This is a genomic window from Flindersiella endophytica (assembly GCF_054779015.1).
In genome coordinates this window covers 402,104-424,115 of record NZ_BAAGYY010000023.1, presented here as the reverse complement: position 1 = coordinate 424,115, position 22,012 = coordinate 402,104, and the positions used below count along the sequence as shown (strand labels likewise).

Genomic DNA, 22,012 nt, shown 5'->3' with positions numbered 1-22,012 from the left:
GCCTACTTGCCGGCGGCGGCTTCCGTCGTCTTCAGTTTCTCCTGGCCCCAGCTCGGGCCGGTGGGTCCGCCGGCCAGTGAGGTCAGGATGGAGATGCCCGCGGCCAGCGCCGCGGAGGTCAGTGCCCCCACCCAGTTGACCTCGACCAGGCCGGTGAGGTTGGTACCGACCAGTGCGACGAGTACCTGCGCGAACGTCTTGATGGCTCGCTCGCCGGCGGCCTTCCAGAAGGCTACGGTCCACATGTCCGCACTCCTGTTCCCAGTGCAAAGCTCTCTTCACCCAGGGTGCGGGATCCGCGCGCCACCTGTGCGCGATTTTCCGAAACTGATGAGAAGGGTTCGTCCCGCGTCGGCGAAGTGATGGGTAGAGACCCACCGACAAAGGAGCCTCGCCCGTGCCGAAACGCCTTCTCATGCTCGGCTTCGCCTGCCTGCTCACCGGCTGCCTGACCCTGACCGCGTGCGGCAGTGACGAGCCGGAGCCACGCGTCGCGAGCGTACGGGAGACGGCGAGCGCCGATCCCACGCCGTCCCCCACGCCGACGAAGAAGCTCGTGAGCCCGGAGGAATGGAGCCGCCTGCTCGACGCCTGCCTCAGCGAGGAACTCCCCGACATGGTCGGCGACGACGGAAAGGTCTCGCACACCAAGAAGACCGATCCGAGGTTCCAGGCCGCCGTCGAGAAGTGTACGAAGGACCTGCCGCCCGCCGAGGAGCCCGAGCCGGAGCCGTTGACGCCGAAGCAGCTGGCCGCGCAGCGTGACTACGCCGAATGCATGCGCGACAACGGCATCGACGCGTTCCCCGACCCTGACCCGGAGCAGAAGGACCCCGGTCCGAACGACCCGCAACCGCCTTACGGCGCGACGAACGCGGAGTGGCAACGGGCGTTCGACAAGTGCTACGGCATCATCGACCCGATGTTCACGCCCGGCGTGGGGCAGGGATGAGCCGTCGCGGCAGGCTGGGTGCTGTTCCGGCCGTCGTCGGAACGCTGCTGGTGGTCGCCGTGGCCGGCGTTGCGGCGTTCGGGTTCGTCGGGCCGGGGACCTCTCCGCGTGATGAGAGCGCCGGGCGGCTGCCGGACAAACCGGCGGCCACGGCGAAGATCGTCCAGCGTACGTTGACCAAGACCAGCTCAATGCCCGGACAGCTCGACCACGGCACCGCCCAGCCGCTTTCGTCGAAGGCTGCCGGCACGGTCACGTGGCTTCCCGCGGTCGGCGCGACCGTACGCCGAGGTGGTGCGCTGCTCAAGGCCGACGAGCAGCCGATCCTGCTGCTGTACGGCAGGATTCCCGCGTTCCGCGAGCTGCGCAAGGACATCAAGGGCAACGACGTCCTTCAGTTCGAACGAAACCTTCGCGCGCTTGGCTACCAGGGATTCACGGTCGACGAGGAGTACAGCGGGTACACCGAACGCGCGGTCAAGCGCTGGCAGACGGACCTCGGGCTGCCGGAGACCGGCAAGGTCGAGACCGGCCGGATCGTTTACGCACAAGGGCCGTTGCGCGTCGCCGAGCAGAAGGTGCGGGTCGGTGCCTCGGCGACCGGCGAGGTGCTGTCGTACACCGACACCACCAAGGTCGTCACAGTCGACGCGCGTACGGTCGAGCTCGCGTGGGCGGTCAAGGGCGCGAGGGTCGACGTGACCCTGGCCGACGGCAAGCGGCTCACCGGTACGGTTGCGAGCGTCGGCGCCGAGGCGAGCGGCCAGCCAGGGGAAGCGCCCGCCGCGCCGACGGCCGACGGGCCGGCCACGGTGCCGGTCACGATCGACATCGCGAACCAGCGCGCGCTGGCGAAGCTCGACACGGCGCCTGTCGACGTCACGTACGTCGTCAGCGAACGCAGGAACGTGCTGGCCGTTCCGGTGGCGGCGTTGCTGGCGCTGAGCGAAGGCGGCTACGGATTGGAGGTCGTCTCCGGGGGCACGGTGAGGTTGGAGGGCGTCAGGACCGGCTTGTTCGCCGACGGCCTCGTCGAGGTCAGCGGCGCCGGCATCAGGGCCGGGCTCACGGTTGGGATGCCCAAGTGACGGCCCTGGTCGAGCTCACCGACGTGTCGAAGACATACCCGGGTGGCGTGCACGCGCTGCGGGACGTGACGCTGACGATTGGGTACGGCGAGCTGGTAGGCATCGTCGGGCCGTCAGGGTCGGGCAAGTCGACGCTGCTCCACCTGATCGGCACGCTGGACCGGCCGTCGACGGGCGCGGTCTCGATCGACGGGTACGCGCTGGCTCGGCTGTCCGACCGGGCGTTGTCGGCGTTGCGGGCGGCGGCGATCGGCTTCGTTTTCCAGCAGTTCCACCTCGCGGTCGGCGTGCCGGCACTCGACAACGTGGCCGACGGGCTCTTGTACACCGGAATGCCCAGGCGGGCCAGGCGAAACCGGGCCCACGTCGCGCTGGAAAGGGTGGGCCTGTCGCACCGGCTCGATCACCTGCCCAACGAACTGTCCGGCGGCGAACGTCAACGAGTGGCGATCGCACGAGCGGTGGCGGGCGAACCGTCCCTGCTACTGGCCGACGAGCCGACAGGCAACCTCGACTCCGAGTCGGGCGCGGGCGTGCTGACGTTACTGCGCGAGCTGCACGCGAGCGGCACGACGGTCGTCGTCATCACCCACGATCGCGACATCGCCGCGGGCCTGCCGCGGCAGATCAGCATGCAGGACGGGCGGGTGGTGAGCGGATGAGCGGGTGGTTGAGGCCTGGCCGCCGGCTGCGCCGGCCGGGGTGCTCCGGTTCGGCTCGGATCGGCATGCTGGATGGCCAGGTGGTGCGCGGATGACGCGGCGACTCAAGCCCGCCCGGCTGCGGCCGGTCGAGCTGCTCCGGCTCGGCGTGGCCGGCGTGAGCAGCCGGCCGTTGCGCGTGTTCCTGTCAGCGCTCGGCATCGCGATCGGAATCGCCGCGATGCTTGCCGTGGTTGGGATCTCGGCGTCCAGCCAGGCCGAGCTCGACCGTACACTCGCACGGCTCGGCACCAACCTGCTGACCGTATCCCCTGGCGAGACGCTCGCAGGCGACGACGCCAAGCTGCCACTCGAGGCGGAGGCGATGATCGGCCGGATCGAGCCGGTGGAACACGCGGCCGCGACCGGCACCGTCGACGCGAGCGTCTACCGCAACGACCTCCTGCCACCCGGACGTACGGGCGGACTCGCGGTGCTCGCCGCCGGAAACGAGCTGCCGCAAGCCGTCGGCGCGGACTTCGCCGCAGGCGGGTGGTTCAACCAGGCGACCGCGAACTATCCCGCGGTGGTTCTCGGATCGACCGCCGCGCAGCGACTGGACATCAGGCGGGCCGGCGGCCGCGTCTGGCTTGGCGGCGAGTGGTTCGGCGTCGTCGGGATCCTGCAACCTGTTCCACTCGCCCGTGAGCTCGACTCGGCCGCACTGGTCGGCTGGGGTACGGCCACCCGTTATCTCGCCTTCGACGGTCACCCCACGAAGGTCTACTCCCGTTCGGTCGAGAGCCAGGTCGAGGCCGTCCAGGCGGTCCTGCCGGCGACGGCGAATCCCGAGAACCCCAGCCAGGTAAGGGTTTCCCGGCCCTCGGACGCGCTGGCCGCCAGACGCGCGGCCAACGCCGCCCTCGATCGCCTGCTGCTCGGCCTCGGCTCGGTGGCCCTGCTGGTCGGCGGCGTCGGCGTCGCCAACACGATGGCGATCTCCGTACTCGAACGGCGGGCCGAGATCGGCCTACGACGCTCGCTCGGTGCGACCAAGGGCCAGATCCGCGGTCAGTTCCTGGCGGAGTCGCTCGTCCTGTCGGCCCTCGGTGGCGGTGGCGGTGTGCTCCTCGGTGTCGCGGCGACGCTGGCGTACGCCTCGACGCAGGGATGGCCGACGGTCGTGCCGGCCTGGGCGACGGTCGGCGGGCTGGCCGCGACGTTGTGCATCGGCGCGGTCGCCGGGCTGTATCCAGCCGTACGCGCCGCCCGGATGTCACCGACCGAGGCGCTGGCCACGCCGTAAAAACACGAGAAGGGTCCGGGCGCGTCCGGGCAAGAGAGGGTGGAAGGCTGCTCTACGGGAGGAGTGGGCGTTGACCGCATGGCTCGGCGTCGCCTGTGGGATTTCGGCAGGAGGCGCGGTGACCTCGAACGCGAGCGAGGTGACCGAGGCGCTGCTCGCGTCGCGGCGGGAGCCGGAACGGTTCGCTGTGGTCTTCGACCATTACTACGTGGAGATCCACGGCTACGTCGCGCGACGGCTGGGCGGTGATCTGGCCGACGACGTGGCGTCGGAGACGTTCCTGGCGGCGTTCCGGCAACGCGCGCGCTTCGACGTCGCCCGAGGTGAGCCGCGGGCCTGGTTGTACGGCATCGCGACCAACCTGATCCGGCGGCATCACCGGCGGGAAACCCGTGCGTACAAGGCGTTACGGCGGCTTCCGGTGGAGTCGCTGGAGGCCGGGCACGAGGATCGGGTGCTGGCGCGGGTGAGTGCGGAGGCCGCGCAGCGCGAGCTCGCGGGTGCGCTCGCGCGGCTGTCCGCTGGGGACCGCGACGTGTTGCTGCTGGTGGCGCTGGCCGGTTTGACGTACGACGAAGTCGCCGCCGCGCTGGGCATCGCGTACGGCACGGTGTGCTCGCGGCTGGCGCGGGCGAGGCGGAAGCTGCGGGAAGGAGGCGGATCGTGGGCGAGCGAGATCGAGAGCTAGAGCGTCTGCGCGAGCTGCTGCCCGAGCAGCCGCCGCCTTCGCGGGGAAGCCAGGCGCGGGCGCGCGCTCGGTTGCTGCATGTTGCCGGCTCGTCGCAGAAACGGCCGTCCCGCCGGCGGACGATCCGGCTCGCGACGGTGGGCGTCGCGGCGGTGGCCGTACTCGCGTTGCTGCTCGGTCCTCTCTATCTGAACGGAATGCTCTCCCGGCCCGGCGGTGACTCACAGGCGATCGACCCGGCGACCTCGCCGTCGGCTGCATCTGCCGATGACGACGCGAAGAACGTCCTGCTGGGCGCGGCGCGGCAGGTGGATGCGCTGCGGCCCGAGCCGGTCGGCGCGTTCTGGCACGTGCGGTCGCTGATCTCGGTGCCGCACTCGGTGGGGACGTACTCCGTGGGAACGTACTCCGTGGAGAGCTGGCTGATCGAGGAAACCTGGACAGAGCGCGGTTCCGGCCATGCGTGGTCCGGCTCGTGCGACGAGGGCGCGCGGCCACGTTCGTCCTCCGACATCGCGGCGTGGAAGCGCGACGGCAGCCCGGAGGTGTGGAAGACCGGCGACGACGGGCCGACGCTCGCGAGGAAGCCCGGGCCGTGCCGGCTGGACCGGGCAGAGCCGAAGTTCGCTCTGGGGGAGCGGTTGAACATCGACTACGCCGCGGTAGAGGCGATTCCGGCGGACGTGGAGGATTTGCGGGCGTTCCTGCTTGAGCATCGCCCGGCCGAGGCGGGCGAGCCGGACCAGTGGTTGTTCTCGTCGGCGAGCGCGTTGCTGGTGGATCTGCCCGTTTCGCCGCAGGTACGGGCGGCGGCGTTCCGGTTGCTGGCAGGGCTGCCGGACGTGGTGAGCCAGGGTGTCGTGCGTGACTCGCAGGGACGTACCGGGACGGCGATCGCGTTGCGGGACAAGCGTTCTGGCGTCGACTCGACGTTGCAGCTGGTCGTGGATCCAGCGAGCGGGAAGCTGCTGTCGCGGCGGCTGAACGCGTTGTCGTCAGCCGACGGTAAACCGGTCAAACGCGTGACAGAGACGTACCTGTCGGTGGGCTGGACGAACCAGAAGCCGTCCCAGCCGTCCCGCGAGCTGAACTGAGCCCGACGTCGCCGCGGGCCCGCACCCTGGGGTTCGACGGCGCGTCAGGTTCGGCGCCAGCCGTTCAGCCGTTCCTCCCAGGCCCGGTCGTCGGTGGTCTCCATGAACTCGCGGCGGTTGACGAGCAGGTAGATCACGCCGACCGGCGCCGTGGTGAGGATGAGCGGCTTGCCGGCGTTCAGTAGTCCGCCGACGAAACGGCCGTACAGCTTGGTGAAACGGGCCTCGGCAACGGTGACGTCCGAGCGGGTCAGCGTGAGGTCGCCGGTGCCGAACCAGTTGGTGAGGACGAGCCTGTCGGCGTGCAGGACAGTCCGCCCTCGGCGCTGGAAGAGCACCTTCTGGCTGATGCCGGCCGCGGCCTTGTCCGCCGTGCCCTTGCCGCCGAGCTCGTCGGCCGTGGCACCGATGTAGTCGGCTTCGGCGAGGATGGCGTCGGGTGCGTTCATGGAATCCTCCGTGGGGTTTGGTCGATCTGTGTCCAGAACGCGCAACGATGATCGGTCGCGGCGTTCACAACCCTGTCGCCGGCCGGGGTCAGCTGGAGAGTCCTCGGGAACGGCTGCCAGGTGCCGCCTGGTGCGCCAGTCCGGGCGAACGTCGTCCAGGCCGCGATCATCCGGGTGGAAAGCCTTGCCTGCCCGGCGTGTAACCGGACATCGCCCATGCCGAACAGGTAGGGCAGCTCCGAGCTGTGATAGGCGCCCAGCGGGAAGTCAGGCCGCAGGTCTGGCGCCGGAGGATGCTCGTCCGCGAACTCGAAGCTGTAGACGGGCACCCGTTTGGCCAGCAGGCGATCAGCCGCCAGGGTGGGGCAGACCCACCCGGCCAGTGCCCTTGTGGGGGACTTGGGCAGGACGCTCGTGCCGTACGCGGGTTGGTGGAAGGCGCCGTTGAGCGAGAGCACTTCCTTGACCGGCTTGGAACGCAGGCAGCCGAGCGTGCGACAGCCCAGCGCGGTACGTCCCTTCGCGGCCAGTTGCCGGACCGGCGCCCAGTAGGCCGACGCGGGGTCGCCGGGCGCGAGCATGCCTTTCGGCCAGTTCTGCGGGCAGGAGCCACTCTCGATGACGCACGCTGGAACAGGCCGGCGGCGCCAGGCGAGGTGAGCTGGGCGCAGACGCTGGCGCCTCCGGACGACTCGCCCATCAGCGTGATGTTCTCGCTGTCGCCGCCGAAGGCCGCGGCGTTCGCGCGTACCCAGCGCAGCGCGGCCTGCTGATCCTGCAGCCCGTAGCCGCCGGAGTTCGGCAGGTCCGGGTGGGCGAAGAAGCCGAGCGCGCCCAGCCGGGAGTTCACGGTGACGACGGTGACGTCGCCCTGCTTGGCAATCCGGCTCGCGTCGTACTGGGCGCCGTATCCGGAGCTGAACGCTCCGCCATGCAGCCACACCACGACCGGTCGTTTGCCGATGGTCGATGGCGTCGTGACGTTCAGGTAGAGGCAGTCCTCCGAGGAGTCCCTGACCTCCGGCTGTGCGCAGGCCGGGCCAGGCCGGGTCGCCTGCCTGGTGCCCTTCCAGGCCGCGGGCGCTACTGGAGCATGCCAGCGCCGCGTGCCGACCGGCGGGGCGGCATACGGGACGCCTTGGAAGGTGGTGACGCCACGGCCGACAGCGCCCCGCAGGCGACCCTGCGCTGTCGTCACCGTTGTCGCAGGGGCGGTCCGAGGCGGCCGGCTCGACGCATGCGCCTGGTTCGGCTGACGCTGCGCGCTCTGCGGACCGCGCAGGACGTGCCGCCCAGCAGAACGGTCAGGCCGGCGGCAACGACCGCGGCGACCCGCGGAAAATTTGGTCTGAACCACATGAGCCAACCCTCGCGGTGGCCGCCAGGGATGGCATCGGCAGATTGGTCAGCAATCATCCAACTTTCGTCGCGTTTCCCACTCAGCTGCCCGCGAACGACGGATACCAGCCGGCTGGGCCGATCGCTTGGGCGTGAGGTCCGCAACCGGCCATCGGTGGCGTTGTCAGACCGCTCGGACCGACCTAGGTTGAGGAACGAGTAAGCGCTTACCCACTGGGCTCGTCGAACGTCGTCGAAACGTCGTCGAATCCGGTGGATGGCGCGTGAACGCCTTATCCGTCTGGTTTCGAGGAGTCGATGATGTCGGCTTTTTCTCGTCGTGGATTCGTTGTTGGGAGCATCGCCATGGGCGCCGCCGCGCACCTGTCGACCGGCCGAGCGGAAGCGCAGGCCCAGACCGGCCAACAGGCGGAGGCGGAGGCGGTACCGGACACGGCGCTCGGCTGGCTCGGCGACTCCGCGCCCACTGAGCTCGCCGGCACGACATGGGGCGTGCCGTGGCCGAAGGGCGTGTTGCGGCCCGACCAGGCGTTCAGTCTTCGTACGACTTCCGGCACGGCGATTCCCCTGCAGAGCTGGCCGATCGGCTACTGGCCGGACGGATCGCTCAAGTGGAGCGCGCACGCCGCCGGGCCCGGGCTCAGCGGCGGAGAGGCCTTCGTGGTCGAGCCGGGCGAGCCCGCGGCGCCCGAGCAAGCCGTGACCGTACGCGAGTCGGCCGGCCACATCATCGTCGACACCGGCGTCGTGCAGTGCCGGATCGCCAAGCATGGTACGGATCTGGTGCAGTCGTTGAGCCGCGGCGACCAGGTCATCGCTCGGGAGGGGCAGCTGGTCTGCCTGACGCAGGACAACGTTTCGGACGCCGAGGAAGGCAGCGCTCGCAGACGCCGCTACACCGGCTTCGTCGAACACGCGAAGGTCGAGCAGCGAGGCCCGGTGCGCGCCGTCGTACGCGTGGAAGGCAAGCACCGCGACCGCAACGGCGGTTCGTGGCTGCCGTTCATCGTGCGGCTCTATTTCTACGCCGGCGCGGAGAACGTGCGCATGCTCCACACGTTCATCTTCGACGGCGATCCCGAGCGGCGCTTCATCGCCGGGCTGGGCGTGCGGTTCGCGGTGCCGATGAGTGACGAGCTGTACAACCGGCACGTCCGGCTCGCCGGCGAGGGCGACGGCCTGCTGTCGGAGGCGGTCAAGGGCCTGACCGGCCTGCGCCGTGACCCGGGCGCGGCCGTGCGCGCCGCGCAGGTCGCCGGGCAGCGGACGCCCGCCGTCGAGACCTGGGACGCCAGGGTGAGCAGCCGGCTGCACCTGATCCCGAACTGGGGCGACTACACGCTCAGCCAGCTGAGTGCCGACGGCTTCCAGATTCGCAAGCGTACAAAGGAAAACCAGTGCTGGGTCGACGTCGGAGGCGGGCGGCGTGCGTCCGGACTGGCGTACGTCGGCGGGGTCAGCGGCGGCCTGGCGTTCGGGCTGCGTGACTTCTGGCAGTCGCATCCGGCATCGCTCGACATCCGTCGCGCTGACACCGACGAGGCGTCGGCGACGGCGTGGATGTGGTCGCCTGAGGCGCGGCCGATGGACCTGCGCTTCTACCACGACGGCATGGGGCAGGACACCTACGCCGAGCAGCTGGAAGGGCTCGAGATCACCTACGAGGACTACGAGCCCGGCTTCGGCACGCCGGTCGGCATCGCGCGTACGAGCGAGCTGACGTTCTGGGCGCTGGCTTCGACGCCGGCCGCTTCGCGGCTGGCTGCGATGGCCGGTGAGGTCGATTTCCCAAGCCGGCTTGCCGTTCCGCCCGCGCGGCTGCACGCGGCAGGCGTGTTCGGCGACTGGGCGCCGGTCGATCGTTCGACGCCGGCGAAGGTCGAGATCGAGGACCGGCTGGACTTCCTGATCGACTACTACCAGAAGCAGATCGAGCAGCACCGGTGGTACGGCTTCTGGAACTACGGCGACGTCATGCACACCTACGATGGCGATCGGCACCAATGGCGTTACGACATTGGGGGTTTCGGCTGGGACAACTCCGAGCTGTCGCCGGACCTGTGGCTCTGGTACAGCTATCTGCGTTCGGGCCGCGCGGACGTTTGGCGGCTCGCGGAGGCGATGACCCGGCACACCGGCGAGGTCGACGTCTATCACCTGGGACGGTTCAAGGGACTCGGGACGCGGCACAACGTTCTGCACTTCGGCGACTCGGCAAAGCAGGTGCGGATCTCGACGGCCGCGTACCGGCGTTTCTACTACTTCCTGACGGCCGACGAGCGGACGGGCGAGCTGCTGCACGAGCAGGTCGACTCCGACGCGACGTTCCTGACACTGGATCCGATCCGCAAGATCCGCACCGAGCCGTACGAACCGGACCCGCACGCGCTGTCGATCGGGCTGGGCACCGACTGGGGCTCGCTCGCGTCGGCGTGGCTGACCGAGTGGGAACGCGGTGGCTCGCCGATCGCGAAAACCAAGCTGCTGAACGGGATGCGGACGATCGGCGCGATGCGTTACGGACACTTCACCGATGGCGTTCTGTACGACCTGGACGACGGTTCGTACCACGTTCCGACGCCGACGGTCGGGGTGTCGCACCTGTCGTCGGTGTTCGGGAAGGTGGAGATCTGCAGCGAGCTGATCTCGCTGGTGGACGATCCGGCGTTCGAGCAGGCGTGGTTGCAGTACTGCCGTCTCTACAACGCCACGGCGGCGGAACAGACCGCCGAGCTCGGGCAGTCGCTGGGCAACCTCAACCTGCGCCAGGCGCACTGCCGGCTGACGGCCTATGCGGCTGCTCGGCTGTCGGACGCTTCGCTGGCACAGCGGGCGTGGGCGGAGTTCTACCGCGGCGACGCGGGCTATCCGCGTACCTTGTCGTGGCAGTCAGTGCGGATCGATGGACCGAACGTGCTCAACCCCGTCGACGAGGCGGCCTTCGTCTCGACGAACGCGACGGCGCAATACGCGCTGGCGGCGATCCAGACGCTCGCATTGGTGGGTGAGCACTTGCCGTAGGTCTTGCTTGTCGTCCGATATCGGTCCCGGTTCGGCGGGTACCCGGCGGATTCTGCCCTAGCGTATGTGCCATGAAAATCGGAGTGAACGTCATGGACATGACGTGGCCGGGCGGTCCGGCGGCGATGGGGCCGAAGCTGCTGAGCATCATCGAGGGCTGCGAGCAGGCCGGTCTCCACAGTTTCTGGACGATGGATCACTTCTTCCAGGTGCCGCCGATCGCGGGACAGGCCGACGACGAGCCGGTGCTGGAGGGCTGGGCGGTGCTGGCGTGGGCGGCCGCTCGTACCCGAACGATCGAGCTGGGCACGATGGTGACCGCGGCGCACTTCCGCTATCCGGGGCACCTGGGCAAGCTCGCAACGACGCTCGACGTCTTGTCCGGTGGGCGTTCGTGGCTTGGCGTGGGGGCCGGGTGGAACGCGGACGAGTGCCGGGGTTTGGGGATTCCGTTCCCGCCGTTGGGCGTCCGCTATGAACGGTTGGAGGAGTCGCTGCAGATCGTCCGGCAGATGTTCGCGGGCTCCTCGGCTCCGTATGCGGGCAAGCACTTCCAGCTCGAGCGGCCGTTGAACGTGCCGGCGCCGATCCGCCGGCCGCCGATCATGCTCGCGGGGGGTGGGGAGCGGAAGACTTTGCGGATGGTCGCGGAGTACGCGGACGCGTGCAACATCTTCGACTACGTTGACGTGGCGCACAAGCTCGCGGTGCTCGAGGAGCACTGCGCGGAGGTCGGCCGCCCGTACGCCGACATCACCAAAACCACCGCCGGCTTCCTCCACGACGACCGGGACCTCGCCCGCGTAACCGACCGGCTGGCGGGCCTTTCGGAGCTCGGCATCGACCTGGCGATCCTGGTGCCCCCGGACCCGTTCGAGCCGGGCGTGTACGAATTCCTCGCCGAACTGGTCCGAGCGGTCGAACCGCTGGGCCGGCCGTTCCCGGTGGGCGCGCCAGTCGATCCCACGGCCTGATGGACGAACCCAGACCGGGGTACGGTTAGGGTTTGTCACATGTCGTTACGAGGCGCTTCCAAGCCGGAACGGGCTCGTGGGAGATCCAAGTGGCTGGGTGTCCTTGCCCTGAGTGGCGTTGTCGTGCTGGTGGCCGCCGTTTGGCAGGTCGCATCATGGGGCTTCGGCCGGATGTCGTCATCCCACGGCGTGGAAGAGGCCATTGAGGAGTTCTTCAAGGCCCAAAGCGAAGGGCGCTGTGACGACGTTCTGGCGCTGGTTGCGACGGGCCCCTCTGAGAGGGCGTCGCGAGACGAGTTCCTGAAGCAGTGCGCGGCCTCGACCAGTGGTTTCGAGTCGACCGTGGAGAACGTTCACGTCATCTCGGAGAGCGACGAACGAGCCACCGTCGGATTCGAGCTTGCCTACAGGGGGACGGCGCTTCGGGTGGAGCGTGCCGACCTCGTCAGAACAGATGGCGAGTGGCAAGTCGAAACCGGTGGTCTGGTGCAGGTCGGGTTGACGCCGCTTCAGGTGGTCGACGACTACGTTCAAGGTTACGAGAAAGGCGCCTGCGGCAAACTGCCTGGCCTGGTGGACGAAGACTTCTGGTCTGCGTCCGGAGAGACGGCCCGGAAGCTGGTGGACTTCTGCTCAGCCGCGGCAAAGGGCCGTGCAGGTCCGCGATCAATCCGAATCGACCTTGCCGGCGTCCGTGCCATCGACGGCTCGAGGGTCTCCGGCGAGCTGAGGAGTTCGTACGAGGCCGACGGCAACAGCGGTCTGTTCGCCGAGACCGTAGGCCTGGTCTACTCAGACCTGCGCTGGCGGATCGCGACCGGCGCCGGTCTGCACGGGCCGCTGGGAGCGGGGGAAGCGCTGGATCTCAGCCGCAGTGTCCTGTCAGCAGCCGACCTGCCGGGATACAAGGCTGCGACCGGCGCCAACGGACTGCTTGGCATCGAGGCCGCTGCGTTGGTCTCCGCGAACCTGAGTAACGAGTCCAAGAACGAGATCGAGCTTTCGCTTCGGGAGGCCGGGTTCGCTTACGGCGTTTCCAGGGGTTTGAAGAAGGGGACGACAGTCGCCGCTGTGCGCCTGTACGCCTTTCGGAACGAACGGGATGCGGCAGCCTACGCCAACGCGATGATCAGCGCGTATGCCTCCAACGACGAGTATCCAGACGTCGACAGAGCACCAGTTGCCGGCGTCCCGGGCGCACGTGGCCTGGTCATGAAGAACGCCGTTGCCGACGAGCCGCAGCGCGCAGTCGTCGTTGCTACACACGGCTTGCTGCTCGCACAAGTCATGGTTGAGAACGGTGCTGGACAGGCGGACCTACTCACCCAGGCATCGGCTGTCATGCGCGCCCAATGGGACCGGATGTGAAGCCATGCTTCGGCTTGCGGCCTCGTAGTCGTCTCAGCCGGCTGCCCGTCAGCCTATGCCCGGCCAGAATCAGATGGCAGGCGAACGTCCTGCGGCAGCATCGGGACGCCGGCCGTTCTGTCCCCGATCAAGAAGTAGTCGTTGGTTAGGTCCCGCAAGGAACGCTGAATCAACTTCTCCTCGTCCAGTACCGACTCCCGAAGCTGGACGACGGCGGTTCCCATCGTCTCGCAGATATCCCAGGGGGTCTCGCCCGAAGGGCCAGCGATTTCCTTGGCCAAAGACTGTCCGAGCCCTTTTAGGGCCGACGAGACGATCGACTTGGGACCGTCGATAGCGTCGGCGGCCACCCCCGCGATCTGCTCGCCCAGATCCGCGAGAGCCTGCTTCGCCGCAGCCCGTTGCTCAGCTTTGGCTTGATCGAACCGGGCGAGGGTCATTTTGCAGATGTTGAGGACGCCCTCGCGAGCCGCGTCGATGATCGCGGCGTGAGCGGAGATGACGAAACCCAGGGCCTCCGCGATCTCGATCTGGTTCTTGAAGACCTCGTAGAGATCGGGCAGGTATACCGACTTGAACTTGAAGGCAGCGCTATCGGGCTCGCCGTCCCAGTCTTCGAGAACGTCTCGGATGACGCCGATCGGTCCGAGGTTGCTGCCGTCTGCGAGGTCGCTCAGCTGGTTACGGATCGAACGCCGGATCGCGTCCTGGGCCTCCGTCGCCGCATCGAGACTTCCTTTGCTGAACGGGAGGAACAGCGCGTACCACTGATCGGCCGGCGGTTGAAGCGTAAATGAGTCGTATGGTTGCACAGCCCACGGTGGCGTGAGCGGGTTGAACAGCAGGTTCCGATCTACTGCGATGGGTTCACCCCAGACCCCGGGATAAACCTCGTAGTACTTCCCTGGAACAGGCTCCGAGGCTCGGGCAACGATCTGCTTGATGTAGTCGCTCAGCTGGTAGTTGAACTCTGTATCCCCGTGCATCGTTCCCCCGGGATCAAGGTTTCTCGAGTCTCTCGACAAACGTGCTGAGGAAGCCCGCCCCTGTGCTCTCGTTTGCGGCATAGCTGTCAGCGATCATGGCGATCGCCGTGGCAGCTCGATCGATCCGTTCCGACGACGTTGACAGGATCTGAGCGAAGGCCTGGCACGTTTGTTCCCACTGAGCGCCAGTCGCGCCAAACATTGAGAGACAGTCGCCAAGTCCAGGCGAGTCGAATGCTTCTGCCGACCCCCGCGTAACGTTGGCAATCTCGTGCTGGACTGCCCTGACATCCTCGGCGAGCTGAGGAATGTTGTGCTCGCCGACCCGTTTGAGCGCCTGGACGTTGTACGAACCACCACGGCCCATCCCCCACGGCCTTTCGTTTCGCCAGGTCGCCGCATGTCACGGCCCGGTGTGACTCTCACACCCGCTGCTCAGCGTAAGGGAGTGAGAACGCTGGGCGCAATAGCCGATAACGAGAGGTGCCCGCTCAGGCGAGCTGGACGGACACCTGTGGCGTGGCGCGTACCGTAGCCGTCCGCCTTCACCTGGGGCGCTGCCAATCGCCGGTAGGTGAAGGCGGACGGAGGTTTGTGGACCGCCCTATTCGTTGTCGCCGAGTTCGGCGAGGGCGCGTTGGGCGGCTTCGAGTTCGGCTTGGAGGGCTTCGACGCGGGAACGCTGGCGGTCGCGGGCGGCGCTGAGGACGGTCTCGATCGCGTCGGCGATGTCGGGGTGGAGGTCCTTGGCTGCTGCCGCCACCGCGGTTGCCGGGATCTGCAGGCCCTTCACCACGCGCTTGCTGCCGTGGGAGACCTCGGCCGTCCACTCCGTCGCTTCACCGCTGCCGGACACCGTGAGCACCAACTCGATGCCCTGCGCCTTGCCCGCCGCGGCCTTACGCGGCCGGCCGCGCTTGGGCTTGTCGTCGGAAGGGTCGTCGCCCGGGGTGTCGGTCGTAGGCTCGGCATCGACTGCCGGCGTAGGCTCTGGCTGCTCCGTCAGTGCTTCCGGCTGCGCGGCGCTGTCATCCGCCATACCTGCTGCTCCTTCAAGAAGGTCGTGGTGTCAGCCTTGCTGGGGGACTTGCTGAACGAGCCCACACTCTACCAGCAGATAGAACACCAGTTCGACTAAGGCACGCTCCGGCGAGTCGAACTTTCCGGCGTGGTCCCCACGCCAGGCCCACCTGGACCAGTCATGACAGACACCGTCCCGCCGATGAGGTTCCGCCCCTCGCCTGGTCTACCTAGGTATGAGAAGGGAGATCTGAGGATGGGACACCTGGTCTGGGATGTGAGTGTGTCGGTTGACGGGTTCGTCGCCGGCCCGAACATCAACCCGCGACATCCGTTGGGTGAGAACGGCGAGCTCCTGCACGAGTGGATGGCTGGCGGCGATCCAGGCCACGGCGTGGCAGTCGTCGACGAGGTACATGCCACAACTGGTGCGGTCATCATGGGCAGGCGGACCTTCGATACGGGGATCGGCCCTTGGGGTGATGTGCCTTTCCCGGTGTCGTGTTATGTGCTCACCCATCGCGCCCGCCCTCCCTTGCCGCAGGCTCGCGGCAGCTTCAGGTTCGTTACTGAAGGGATCGCTGTGGCACTGGAGCAGGCCACGGCCGCCGCGGGGGGCCGCGACGTGGTTCTGATGGGCGGCGAAACCGGCTGGCAGTACCTTGCCTCCGGCCTGGTCGACCAGTTGCGCCTCCACGTCGCGCCAGTACTGCTTGGAACGGGCGTGCGCCTGTTTGACAGCTCCAAGGCGCTGCCCATCCGACTTGATGGCCCCACCGTGTCCGAGGGCAACGGTGTCACCCACCTCTCCTACCGCATCCGCTGACAAGGCGAGGTTCAGAGTCGCGCTAGCCCTCTTCCGAGATCGAACTCTTTGGCCTGTCCTTCAGGTACCAGGAGCATTCCATCCGCTGGCCGGGCAGGAGCGTGGAGAAGAAGTCCGGATCGGTCCGTACCCGCGTGAGGTAGGGCTTGGTGTCGGCGAGGTTGACGTTGTCGGCGATGATCAGTGCACCGGGCCGTAGCCGCGGCTTCAGGAGTTCGAGGACGGCGAGGTAGAGGTCCTTCCAGCCGTCCAGGAACAGCAGGTCGATCGGCTCGTCGACGGTTTTCAGCGTTTGCAGCGCGTCGCCCTCCAGGACTTCGGTGAGGTCGTCGAGTCCTGCTCGTCGCAGGTTGGCGGCGGCTTCGCGGCATTTGGCGGGTTCGATCTCGGTGGTTTCGACGCGGCCGCCGCCGTTGTCGCGTACCGCGGCTGCGAGGTAGATCGTCGAGATGCCGAACGAGGTGCCGAACTCGACGACGTGTCGCGCGCCCATTCCCCTGGCCAGTCCGTACAGCAGCCGGCCGTCCTGGCGGGAGACCGGGATGTACATGTCGCGCAGCATCGCCGGCGTAAGGGAGCGCATGAGGCTGCGTCCGGTGAGCTTGCTGAACACGAAGCGGGGCAGCACTTTGTGGATCTGCTGCCAGTCTCGCCGAGCTGCCTGGTGCAGGTCGTCGAGGATGGCGGTGACGGCGGGTTCGTTGAGCATGCGATCGACGCTACGGCGCGGATAGGTTAACTTCAAATGCATCTTTTACACCTGAAGGATGTGTTGGATGCACTCCAGGATGGACCTGAACCTGTTGACGGCGCTCGACGCGCTGCTGGAGGAACGCAGCGTCGGTGGCGCTGCCCGGCGGCTGCACCTTTCGGGTCCGGCGATGAGCCGGACGCTGGGCCGGATCCGGAAGGCGACCGGTGATCCGATCCTGGTTCGTACCGGCCGTACGATGACGCCGACACCGCGAGCGCTGGAGATCCAGGCGCAGACCCGGGAGCTGCTCGAACAGGCGCGGCGCATCTTCACCCCACCGGGCGTACCGGACCTGCCGCGGCTGAGCCGGACGTTCTCGATCCTCGCGGCCGACCTGGCGGCGGCGCTCGGCCCGGAACTGCTCGCCCGAATGCAAGCCGAGGCGCCCGGCGTCACCGTGCGGTTTCTCGGGGAGAGCGCGGCTGACGTCTCCCGCCTACGCGACGGCGACGTCGACCTCCAGGTCGGGGTGTTCGACGACATGTCGCCGGACGTGCGGGTCGAGCCGCTGGCGGAGTTGCGGATGATGCTCGCCGTACGATCCGGCCATCCACTCACCCAGAGCCGGCTCACGCCGGAGCGGATCGCGGAAGCTCTCCACGTCAGCGCATCGCGGCGCGGTTTGGCGGCAGGACCACTGGATGCGGCGCTGAGGGGGTACGGGCTGCACCGCCGGGTCGTCGCAGTCGTACCGGACTACACCGAGGCGATGCTGGTCGTCGCGCGAACCGACCTGGTCGGGCTCCTCCCGGGACGGTCCGTGTCGTGGGTGCCGGGCGTGGAGCTGCTGGAGTCTCCCGTCGAGCTGCCCACCGTCACGGTTTCCCAGGCCTGGCACCGCCGGCACGAGAACGACGGAGCCCACCGATGGCTGCGCGGGTGCGTGTCCGAACTCCTTCGCGCCTGAAGTGGCGCGCGGCGGCGCCGGTTCGCCGTCCGGCCGGAGTTGGCGTGGACCACCTTTGGGTACGACGTGGGACGTTCGGAATCGTCAACTCCTCCTTTGCGACATATCGTGATCGGTTGCTTTGCCGGGTCTTGCAGGGTAAAGGGAGAGTGTGCATGTTCACCTGCCGGTGAAACCCATGCTGGCCAAGAGCGTCGACCAGATCCCCGCTCCCACGGCCGGCTCGGAGGGGTTTCGCTACGAACCCAAATGGGACGGCTACCGCGCCGTCGCGATCTGTGGTGAGGGCGGGCAGATCGAGCTGTACAGCCGCAACGACAAGCCGCTGGATCAGGTGTTCCCCGAGATCGTCGGCGCGCTGTTCGCCGAACTGCCCCGCAGCACGGTGCTCGACGGGGAGATCGTGCGCTGGAACAACAACCGGCTCGACTTCGAATGCCTGCAGCGCCGTTTCCGTAACCGCGGCCGCGCCAGGCAGCTGGCCGCCTCCGAGCCGGCGCACTTCATCTGCTTCGACGTCCTCGAGACCGCCGGCACCGACCAACGCAGCCGTCCGTTATCCGACCGGCGGCTCGTGCTGGAGGGCTTGTTCCGCGGCATCCCGTCCGCCAGTCCGCTGCAGCTGGGCATGCAGACGGCCAGCTACGACACCGCGCTGGCCTGGAACCGCGACCTGGCCGCCGTCGGCGTCGAGGGGATCGTCGCCAAACCCGCAGCCAGCACTTATCAAGCGGGGCAGCGTGGCGCCTGGCTGAAGGTCAAACGGTTCGTCACCACCGAAGCCATCGTCGGCGGCTACACCGGCGACGCCGACCGGCCGCTGGAGCTGCTGCTCGGCCGCTACAACTCCACCACCGGCGACCTCGACATCGCCGGCCGCAGCAGCGCGATCGACAACCACCTGGCCACCCAACTGGCACCGTTGCTGCAACCCGCCGGCACCGACCACCCGTGGCCGGAAGAGTTACCGCAGCACTGGATGACCGACCGCGAGCCTGCTCCGTACACCCGTGTCGAACCCACCCTCGTCGTCGAAATCCGCGCCGACCCGGCCACCGGCGCCGGCAAATGGCGCCACAAACAACGCGTCTTCCGCCTCCGCGACGTCGACCCCGCCGAAGTCCCCCTCGACCTCGACATCGAATAGCCGGGCCACCGAAAGGCGGCCTCGGCGCCAGGAGATGCGTGGGCCGTCGGTCTACGCTGAACCGGCACCTGTCCCGTGCTCACCGTGTAACCGCGGTTGGGACACCGTTCAGTTGGAGGACGATGAAGAGAGTTGTCGTAATCAGCGGGGCGATCGGGGTCGGCAAGTCGGAGACTCTGAGGTCGATGCGAGGGACGCTGATCGACGTCGTCGGGGAGGTTGCGGTGCTCGAGTCCGACCAGTTCTACATGATGATCGATCCGCACTGGAGGTGTCCGCCGGATCGAATCGAGCGCTACTACGAGGTGTCGGGACGGTTGCTGCAGCAGACCGCTATGGGCTTCCTGCGTTCTGGTTTCAGCTGGGTGGCGATCGCATCGAACGGGCACTGGAAACAACAGGCTGCGCGGGAGCTCGTACGACCGTTTCACCTCGAGAACGCCGGCGTCCACCACATCACGCTGGATCCAGGAGAGGAAATCCTCCGTCAACGAATAGCGCAACGCTCCAAAGCCGCCCGCGAGGCCGTCGACGGGCAGCGGGCGGCGGAGGCGGTCGACATGCTTGTCGAGGTCCGCCAGGCGCTCGGTGACTGGACGCACGTTGTGGACAACAGCCGGCTCACGCCAGAAGCGACCGCGCGAGCGATCCACGACGCAATCGACCATGGCCGAGGGCTCATGCATCCCCTCGACATCGAATAGCGGTGGGCCTCCGGCCAGACCGGGTCCGAAGGTGCGGGCCCTGTCGCCGCCTCGGGTTCAGGCAAGGCGATGTTTGGCGACGATCAGCCGAGCGACCTCCGCCGAGCTCACGTGCGTGGTGTCGATGACGTCGCCGGCTTGGTCGAGCCAGGATCGCGCACGCTGGTAGGCGGCAAGGTGGTCGAGCCGCCACTGGCGGGCGGTGGGGAAGGCGGAGTTCGTTTCCTCGTCGCCGATGATGCGCTCGGCGAGAGTGTCGTGGTCGGCGTGGAGTACGACGTGGTGGAGCTCAATGCCGGCCTTGTCCAGGCCGGAACGGATCTCAGTCCAGTACTGCTCGACGAGTACGGACTGAGTGACCACCAGAACTCCGCCGACGTAGTTGAGGAGTTGTGAAGCGGTCTCCACGACCAGGTGACGCCACGGCGGCCAGTGCTGGAAGTCCCCCAGCCGCGGCAGATCCCGGACGTGGCTCAGCATGTAACCGACCTGTTCGGCGTCGAAGATTCTCGAGGCCGGGACGAGTTTGACCAGTTCGTTGGCCGTCGTCGTCTTTCCCGCACCGAAGGTCCCGTTCAGCCAGACAAGCACATCGCGAGCCTAGACGATCTATTCCAGGGGTCGCCTGACGCGCGACGCCTGGCATCCACGCTGGCTGCGTTGTCGTCGATCGCCGGAGGCCCCTCCTGGCTTCTCCTCCGGCTGTGCCCACCCCCACGAACGGCGCCATGCGCCGCGCGCTTGACCGGCGACCCCTTGGAACAGATCGTCTAGCCCGATGGGTGACCCAGGGCGCGTCTCCGTGCTATCCCTGATGCTTCATGCCCGCACGCAGCGCAGGATTCCGTACGACGAGCCGTCACCGCCCACGAAGGAGATCCGGTGAATCAGGATGCGATCGATGCCGCGACAAACAAGCGGGAAAGCAGCCTGATCGAGCTGCGACGGGACATTCACCGGCACCCCGAGATCGCCGGTGGGGAGCGGCGGACCGCAGGCCTGGTCGCGCAAGCACTCCGCGCCGCCGGGCTGGAGGTGCGGACGGGGGTTGGCGGGCACGGTGTCGTCGGCATCTTGGAGGGCAGTCGCGGTGGCCGCACGGTCGCCTACCGGGCGGACATGGACGCGGTGCGGCCGGAGGACCAGTTCGGCGGCGGCACCGAGAACGCCCACCTCTGCGGCCACGACCTGCACACCACCATCGGTGTGGGCGTTGCCGAGGTGCTGGCCGGCCTCCGCCACCAGCTCGCCGGCACGATCGTGTTCGTCTTCCAGCCCGCCGAGGAGGCCCTCACCGGCGCCGCCGCGATGCTGGCCGACGACGTGTTCGGCGACGCGAGTCCAAGCGAGATCCATGCCCTGCACTGCGGCCCGTTCCCGGTCGGGGAGTTCGTGGTCATGCCCGGCTACGGCATGCCCGGCCAGGACTACGGCGTCATCACGGTCATCGGCGCCGGCGCGGTTTCGCGCGCGCAGGAAATCGCCACCGAGGTCGACGCGCTCGGCACGACAGCGCCGCCCACCACGCCCGCCACGCTCGAGCAGTTCCTGGTGGACGCCCAGACGCCGGACGGGCCGTTGCGGGAGTTCGTCTTCATGCAGGCGGGCGTTTCGGACTCCAGCACCGCCGAACGAGCGCACGTAAAAGTGGCATACCGCTGCTGGCCGGAGGAACGGTACGTCGAGCTGCGCGAAACCATCCGCCGCCTCGCGGGCTCGATCGCCGGAACGACGGTGGCCTTCGCGGGCGAACCGTCCCCCGCGATGAAGTGCCCGCCGCACGAGGCGAACGCCGTCAAGCGTCATCTGCAGCACACGTTCGGCAGCGACCGGGTGGGCACGCTGCACGCCGCGATTCCGTTCAGCGGTGAGGACTTCGCGCTGTTCTTCGACCGGCTGCCGGGCACCTACTCGTTCCTCGGCGTACGAGCACCTGGCGCCGGCATCGAGACCAGCTACCCGCACTTCGGCACGTTCACCCCGGACGAGCGCGCGATCGGCGTCGGCGTCCGCGCGATGGCAGGCTGGCTCGCGAGCCGCGCGCGTCCCTGAGGCACAGCCGGACAAAGGTCAGCCCTGGCGGGGCGAACGGCCGAGGCGCAGCGCCGAAACCAGGAAGAAGATGCCGCCGAGCAGCGCGTAGCCCGCCAGGTTGGTCAGCGCGGCGCGAGGGCTCGAGGCCTGCAGGAAGAACGAGATCCCGGCGAGCGTCGAGATGCTGCCGCTGACGATCATCGCCCACTGGCCGCCGAACGCGCGCCGCCGCAGAGCCACGACGAGCTGGACGAGCCCGGCCACGACGGCCCACGCACCCCACACCCGCAGCACCGCCGGAATGCCGGACGTCACGGCGAACGCGAGTCCGACCGTGGTGACCGCACTGATCGCGATGTTGGCGTAGAGGCCCGGGGCAGACTGGCTCGCCCGGGAGGAACGGGCGTCGACGACGGCCGCGCCCACGTCGAACAGCGGGTAGATCACGAGCAGGGCCGCGCTCACCGGCCCGATGCTCGACGCGGTCAGGAAGAGCACGACAGCCCAGATCAGCGCGAACCCGAAACGAACGAAGTAGAGCCGGCGAAGCGCCGCCGCGATGGTTGCGGTGACTGGCGTAGTAGCCGTGGTCATGGCAGTTCCTCTCCAAAGAAAACCGCGAGGGAGAAAGACCGTTCTCTCTCCCATGGTTCGGATCCTCGCACATCCACTCGCCGATTGCAAGACCGATCGT

General features: G+C 68.1%; 22 protein-coding genes and 1 pseudogene. 14 read left to right on the top strand and 9 right to left on the bottom strand.

Annotation, left to right across the window (positions count from 1 at the left end):
- Window positions 1–2: 2 nt before the first annotated feature.
- Window positions 3–245: a holin gene (locus ACYVF6_RS26300; RefSeq protein ID WP_460525207.1), complete on the bottom strand. Its 243-nt coding sequence runs from the start codon at window positions 243–245 to the stop codon at window positions 3–5.
- A 152-nt stretch (window positions 246–397) separates the two neighbouring features.
- Here ACYVF6_RS26300 and ACYVF6_RS26295 point away from each other — a divergent pair, with 152 nt between their 5' ends.
- The 6 genes from ACYVF6_RS26295 to ACYVF6_RS26270 all read left to right on the top strand — a co-directional run bounded on the left by ACYVF6_RS26295 (window position 398) and on the right by ACYVF6_RS26270 (window position 5,769).
- The gene (locus ACYVF6_RS26295; protein WP_460525206.1) at window positions 398–952 is read left to right on the top strand and encodes a hypothetical protein; all 555 of its coding nucleotides are present in this window, start codon (window positions 398–400) and stop codon (window positions 950–952) included.
- A complete protein-coding gene (locus tag ACYVF6_RS26290; RefSeq protein ID WP_460525205.1) occupies window positions 949–2,040 on the top strand; it encodes an efflux RND transporter periplasmic adaptor subunit in 1,092 nt (363 codons plus the stop codon). Before ACYVF6_RS26295 ends, ACYVF6_RS26290 begins: the two co-directional genes overlap by 4 nt.
- 5 nt (window positions 2,041–2,045) lie before the next feature.
- On the top strand, window positions 2,046–2,702 hold the full coding sequence (locus tag ACYVF6_RS26285) for an ABC transporter ATP-binding protein (protein ID WP_460525554.1): 657 nt from the start codon (window positions 2,046–2,048) through the stop codon (window positions 2,700–2,702).
- 91 nt (window positions 2,703–2,793) lie between these two features.
- Window positions 2,794–3,987 carry an ABC transporter permease gene (locus tag ACYVF6_RS26280; RefSeq protein ID WP_460525203.1) on the top strand — a complete coding sequence of 398 codons (1,194 nt, stop codon included), beginning with the start codon at window positions 2,794–2,796 and terminating at the stop codon, window positions 3,985–3,987.
- Between the two features lie 118 nt (window positions 3,988–4,105).
- Complete coding sequence (locus ACYVF6_RS26275) at window positions 4,106–4,675, top strand: RNA polymerase sigma factor (protein ID WP_460525202.1); 570 nt, start codon at window positions 4,106–4,108, stop codon at window positions 4,673–4,675.
- Window positions 4,651–5,769 (top strand): CU044_5270 family protein, encoded by a 1,119-nt coding sequence (locus tag ACYVF6_RS26270; RefSeq protein ID WP_460525201.1) that lies wholly within the window; start codon window positions 4,651–4,653, stop codon window positions 5,767–5,769. Before ACYVF6_RS26275 ends, ACYVF6_RS26270 begins: the two co-directional genes overlap by 25 nt.
- A gap of 44 nt (window positions 5,770–5,813) precedes the next feature.
- On the opposite strand, the gene ACYVF6_RS26265 is transcribed toward ACYVF6_RS26270, so the two are convergent.
- From ACYVF6_RS26265 to ACYVF6_RS26255, 3 genes and pseudogenes are all read right to left on the bottom strand, one after another.
- Entirely contained in the window at window positions 5,814–6,218 is a 405-nt protein-coding gene (locus tag ACYVF6_RS26265) for a hypothetical protein (RefSeq protein WP_460525200.1), read from the bottom strand.
- Complete coding sequence (locus tag ACYVF6_RS26260; protein WP_460525199.1) at window positions 6,215–6,799, bottom strand: carboxylesterase family protein; 585 nt, start codon at window positions 6,797–6,799, stop codon at window positions 6,215–6,217. Before ACYVF6_RS26260 ends, ACYVF6_RS26265 begins: the two co-directional genes overlap by 4 nt.
- A 101-nt stretch (window positions 6,800–6,900) precedes the next feature.
- Window positions 6,901–7,416 (bottom strand): annotated as a pseudogene (locus tag ACYVF6_RS26255) (carboxylesterase family protein); the annotation flags it as partial.
- 506 nt (window positions 7,417–7,922) lie between these two features.
- Here ACYVF6_RS26255 and ACYVF6_RS26250 point away from each other — a divergent pair.
- The 3 genes from ACYVF6_RS26250 to ACYVF6_RS26240 all read left to right on the top strand — a co-directional run bounded on the left by ACYVF6_RS26250 (window position 7,923) and on the right by ACYVF6_RS26240 (window position 12,940).
- Window positions 7,923–10,598, top strand: coding sequence for an exo-rhamnogalacturonan lyase family protein (locus tag ACYVF6_RS26250; RefSeq protein ID WP_460525198.1), 2,676 nt, complete (start codon window positions 7,923–7,925; stop codon window positions 10,596–10,598).
- A gap of 71 nt (window positions 10,599–10,669) precedes the next feature.
- Window positions 10,670–11,572 (top strand): LLM class F420-dependent oxidoreductase, encoded by a 903-nt coding sequence (locus ACYVF6_RS26245; protein WP_460525197.1) that lies wholly within the window; start codon window positions 10,670–10,672, stop codon window positions 11,570–11,572.
- Between the two features lie 39 nt (window positions 11,573–11,611).
- Window positions 11,612–12,940: a hypothetical protein gene (locus tag ACYVF6_RS26240; protein ID WP_460525196.1), complete on the top strand. Its 1,329-nt coding sequence runs from the start codon at window positions 11,612–11,614 to the stop codon at window positions 12,938–12,940.
- A gap of 53 nt (window positions 12,941–12,993) precedes the next feature.
- Here ACYVF6_RS26240 and ACYVF6_RS26235 read toward each other — a convergent pair whose 3' ends face one another.
- Together ACYVF6_RS26235 and ACYVF6_RS26230 are read right to left on the bottom strand one after the other, a co-directional pair.
- On the bottom strand, window positions 12,994–13,926 hold the full coding sequence (locus ACYVF6_RS26235; protein ID WP_460525194.1) for a hypothetical protein: 933 nt from the start codon (window positions 13,924–13,926) through the stop codon (window positions 12,994–12,996).
- 604 nt (window positions 13,927–14,530) lie between these two features.
- The gene (locus ACYVF6_RS26230) at window positions 14,531–14,965 is read right to left on the bottom strand and encodes a DUF6319 family protein (RefSeq protein ID WP_460525193.1); all 435 of its coding nucleotides are present in this window, start codon (window positions 14,963–14,965) and stop codon (window positions 14,531–14,533) included.
- Between the two features lie 237 nt (window positions 14,966–15,202).
- Between ACYVF6_RS26230 and ACYVF6_RS26225 the strand changes: the two genes are divergently transcribed.
- The gene (locus ACYVF6_RS26225) at window positions 15,203–15,772 is read left to right on the top strand and encodes a dihydrofolate reductase family protein (RefSeq protein WP_460525192.1); all 570 of its coding nucleotides are present in this window, start codon (window positions 15,203–15,205) and stop codon (window positions 15,770–15,772) included.
- Window positions 15,773–15,794: 22 nt separating this feature from the next.
- Here ACYVF6_RS26225 and ACYVF6_RS26220 read toward each other — a convergent pair whose 3' ends face one another.
- A complete protein-coding gene (locus ACYVF6_RS26220; protein ID WP_460525191.1) occupies window positions 15,795–16,481 on the bottom strand; it encodes an O-methyltransferase in 687 nt (228 codons plus the stop codon).
- A gap of 67 nt (window positions 16,482–16,548) precedes the next feature.
- On the opposite strand from ACYVF6_RS26220, the gene ACYVF6_RS26215 reads away from it, so the two are divergent.
- The 3 genes from ACYVF6_RS26215 (at window position 16,549) to ACYVF6_RS26205 (ending at window position 19,284) form a co-directional block, all read left to right on the top strand.
- Complete coding sequence (locus tag ACYVF6_RS26215; RefSeq protein WP_460525190.1) at window positions 16,549–17,433, top strand: LysR family transcriptional regulator; 885 nt, start codon at window positions 16,549–16,551, stop codon at window positions 17,431–17,433.
- Window positions 17,434–17,584: 151 nt separating this feature from the next.
- Window positions 17,585–18,580: an ATP-dependent DNA ligase gene (locus tag ACYVF6_RS26210; protein ID WP_460525189.1), complete on the top strand. Its 996-nt coding sequence runs from the start codon at window positions 17,585–17,587 to the stop codon at window positions 18,578–18,580.
- Window positions 18,502–19,284 carry an AAA family ATPase gene (locus ACYVF6_RS26205; RefSeq protein ID WP_460525188.1) on the top strand — a complete coding sequence of 261 codons (783 nt, stop codon included), beginning with the start codon at window positions 18,502–18,504 and terminating at the stop codon, window positions 19,282–19,284. The genes ACYVF6_RS26210 and ACYVF6_RS26205 overlap by 79 nt, the downstream gene beginning before the upstream one ends.
- Before the next feature lie 57 nt (window positions 19,285–19,341).
- Here ACYVF6_RS26205 and ACYVF6_RS26200 read toward each other — a convergent pair whose 3' ends face one another.
- Entirely contained in the window at window positions 19,342–19,875 is a 534-nt protein-coding gene (locus tag ACYVF6_RS26200) for a DEAD/DEAH box helicase family protein (RefSeq protein ID WP_460525187.1), read from the bottom strand.
- Window positions 19,876–20,166: 291 nt separating this feature from the next.
- On the opposite strand from ACYVF6_RS26200, the gene ACYVF6_RS26195 reads away from it, so the two are divergent.
- Complete coding sequence (locus ACYVF6_RS26195) at window positions 20,167–21,336, top strand: M20 metallopeptidase family protein (RefSeq protein ID WP_460525186.1); 1,170 nt, start codon at window positions 20,167–20,169, stop codon at window positions 21,334–21,336.
- An 18-nt stretch (window positions 21,337–21,354) separates the two neighbouring features.
- On the opposite strand, the gene ACYVF6_RS26190 is transcribed toward ACYVF6_RS26195, so the two are convergent.
- Window positions 21,355–21,912 carry a hypothetical protein gene (locus ACYVF6_RS26190; protein ID WP_460525185.1) on the bottom strand — a complete coding sequence of 186 codons (558 nt, stop codon included), beginning with the start codon at window positions 21,910–21,912 and terminating at the stop codon, window positions 21,355–21,357.
- Between the last annotated feature and the right edge of the window lie 100 nt (window positions 21,913–22,012).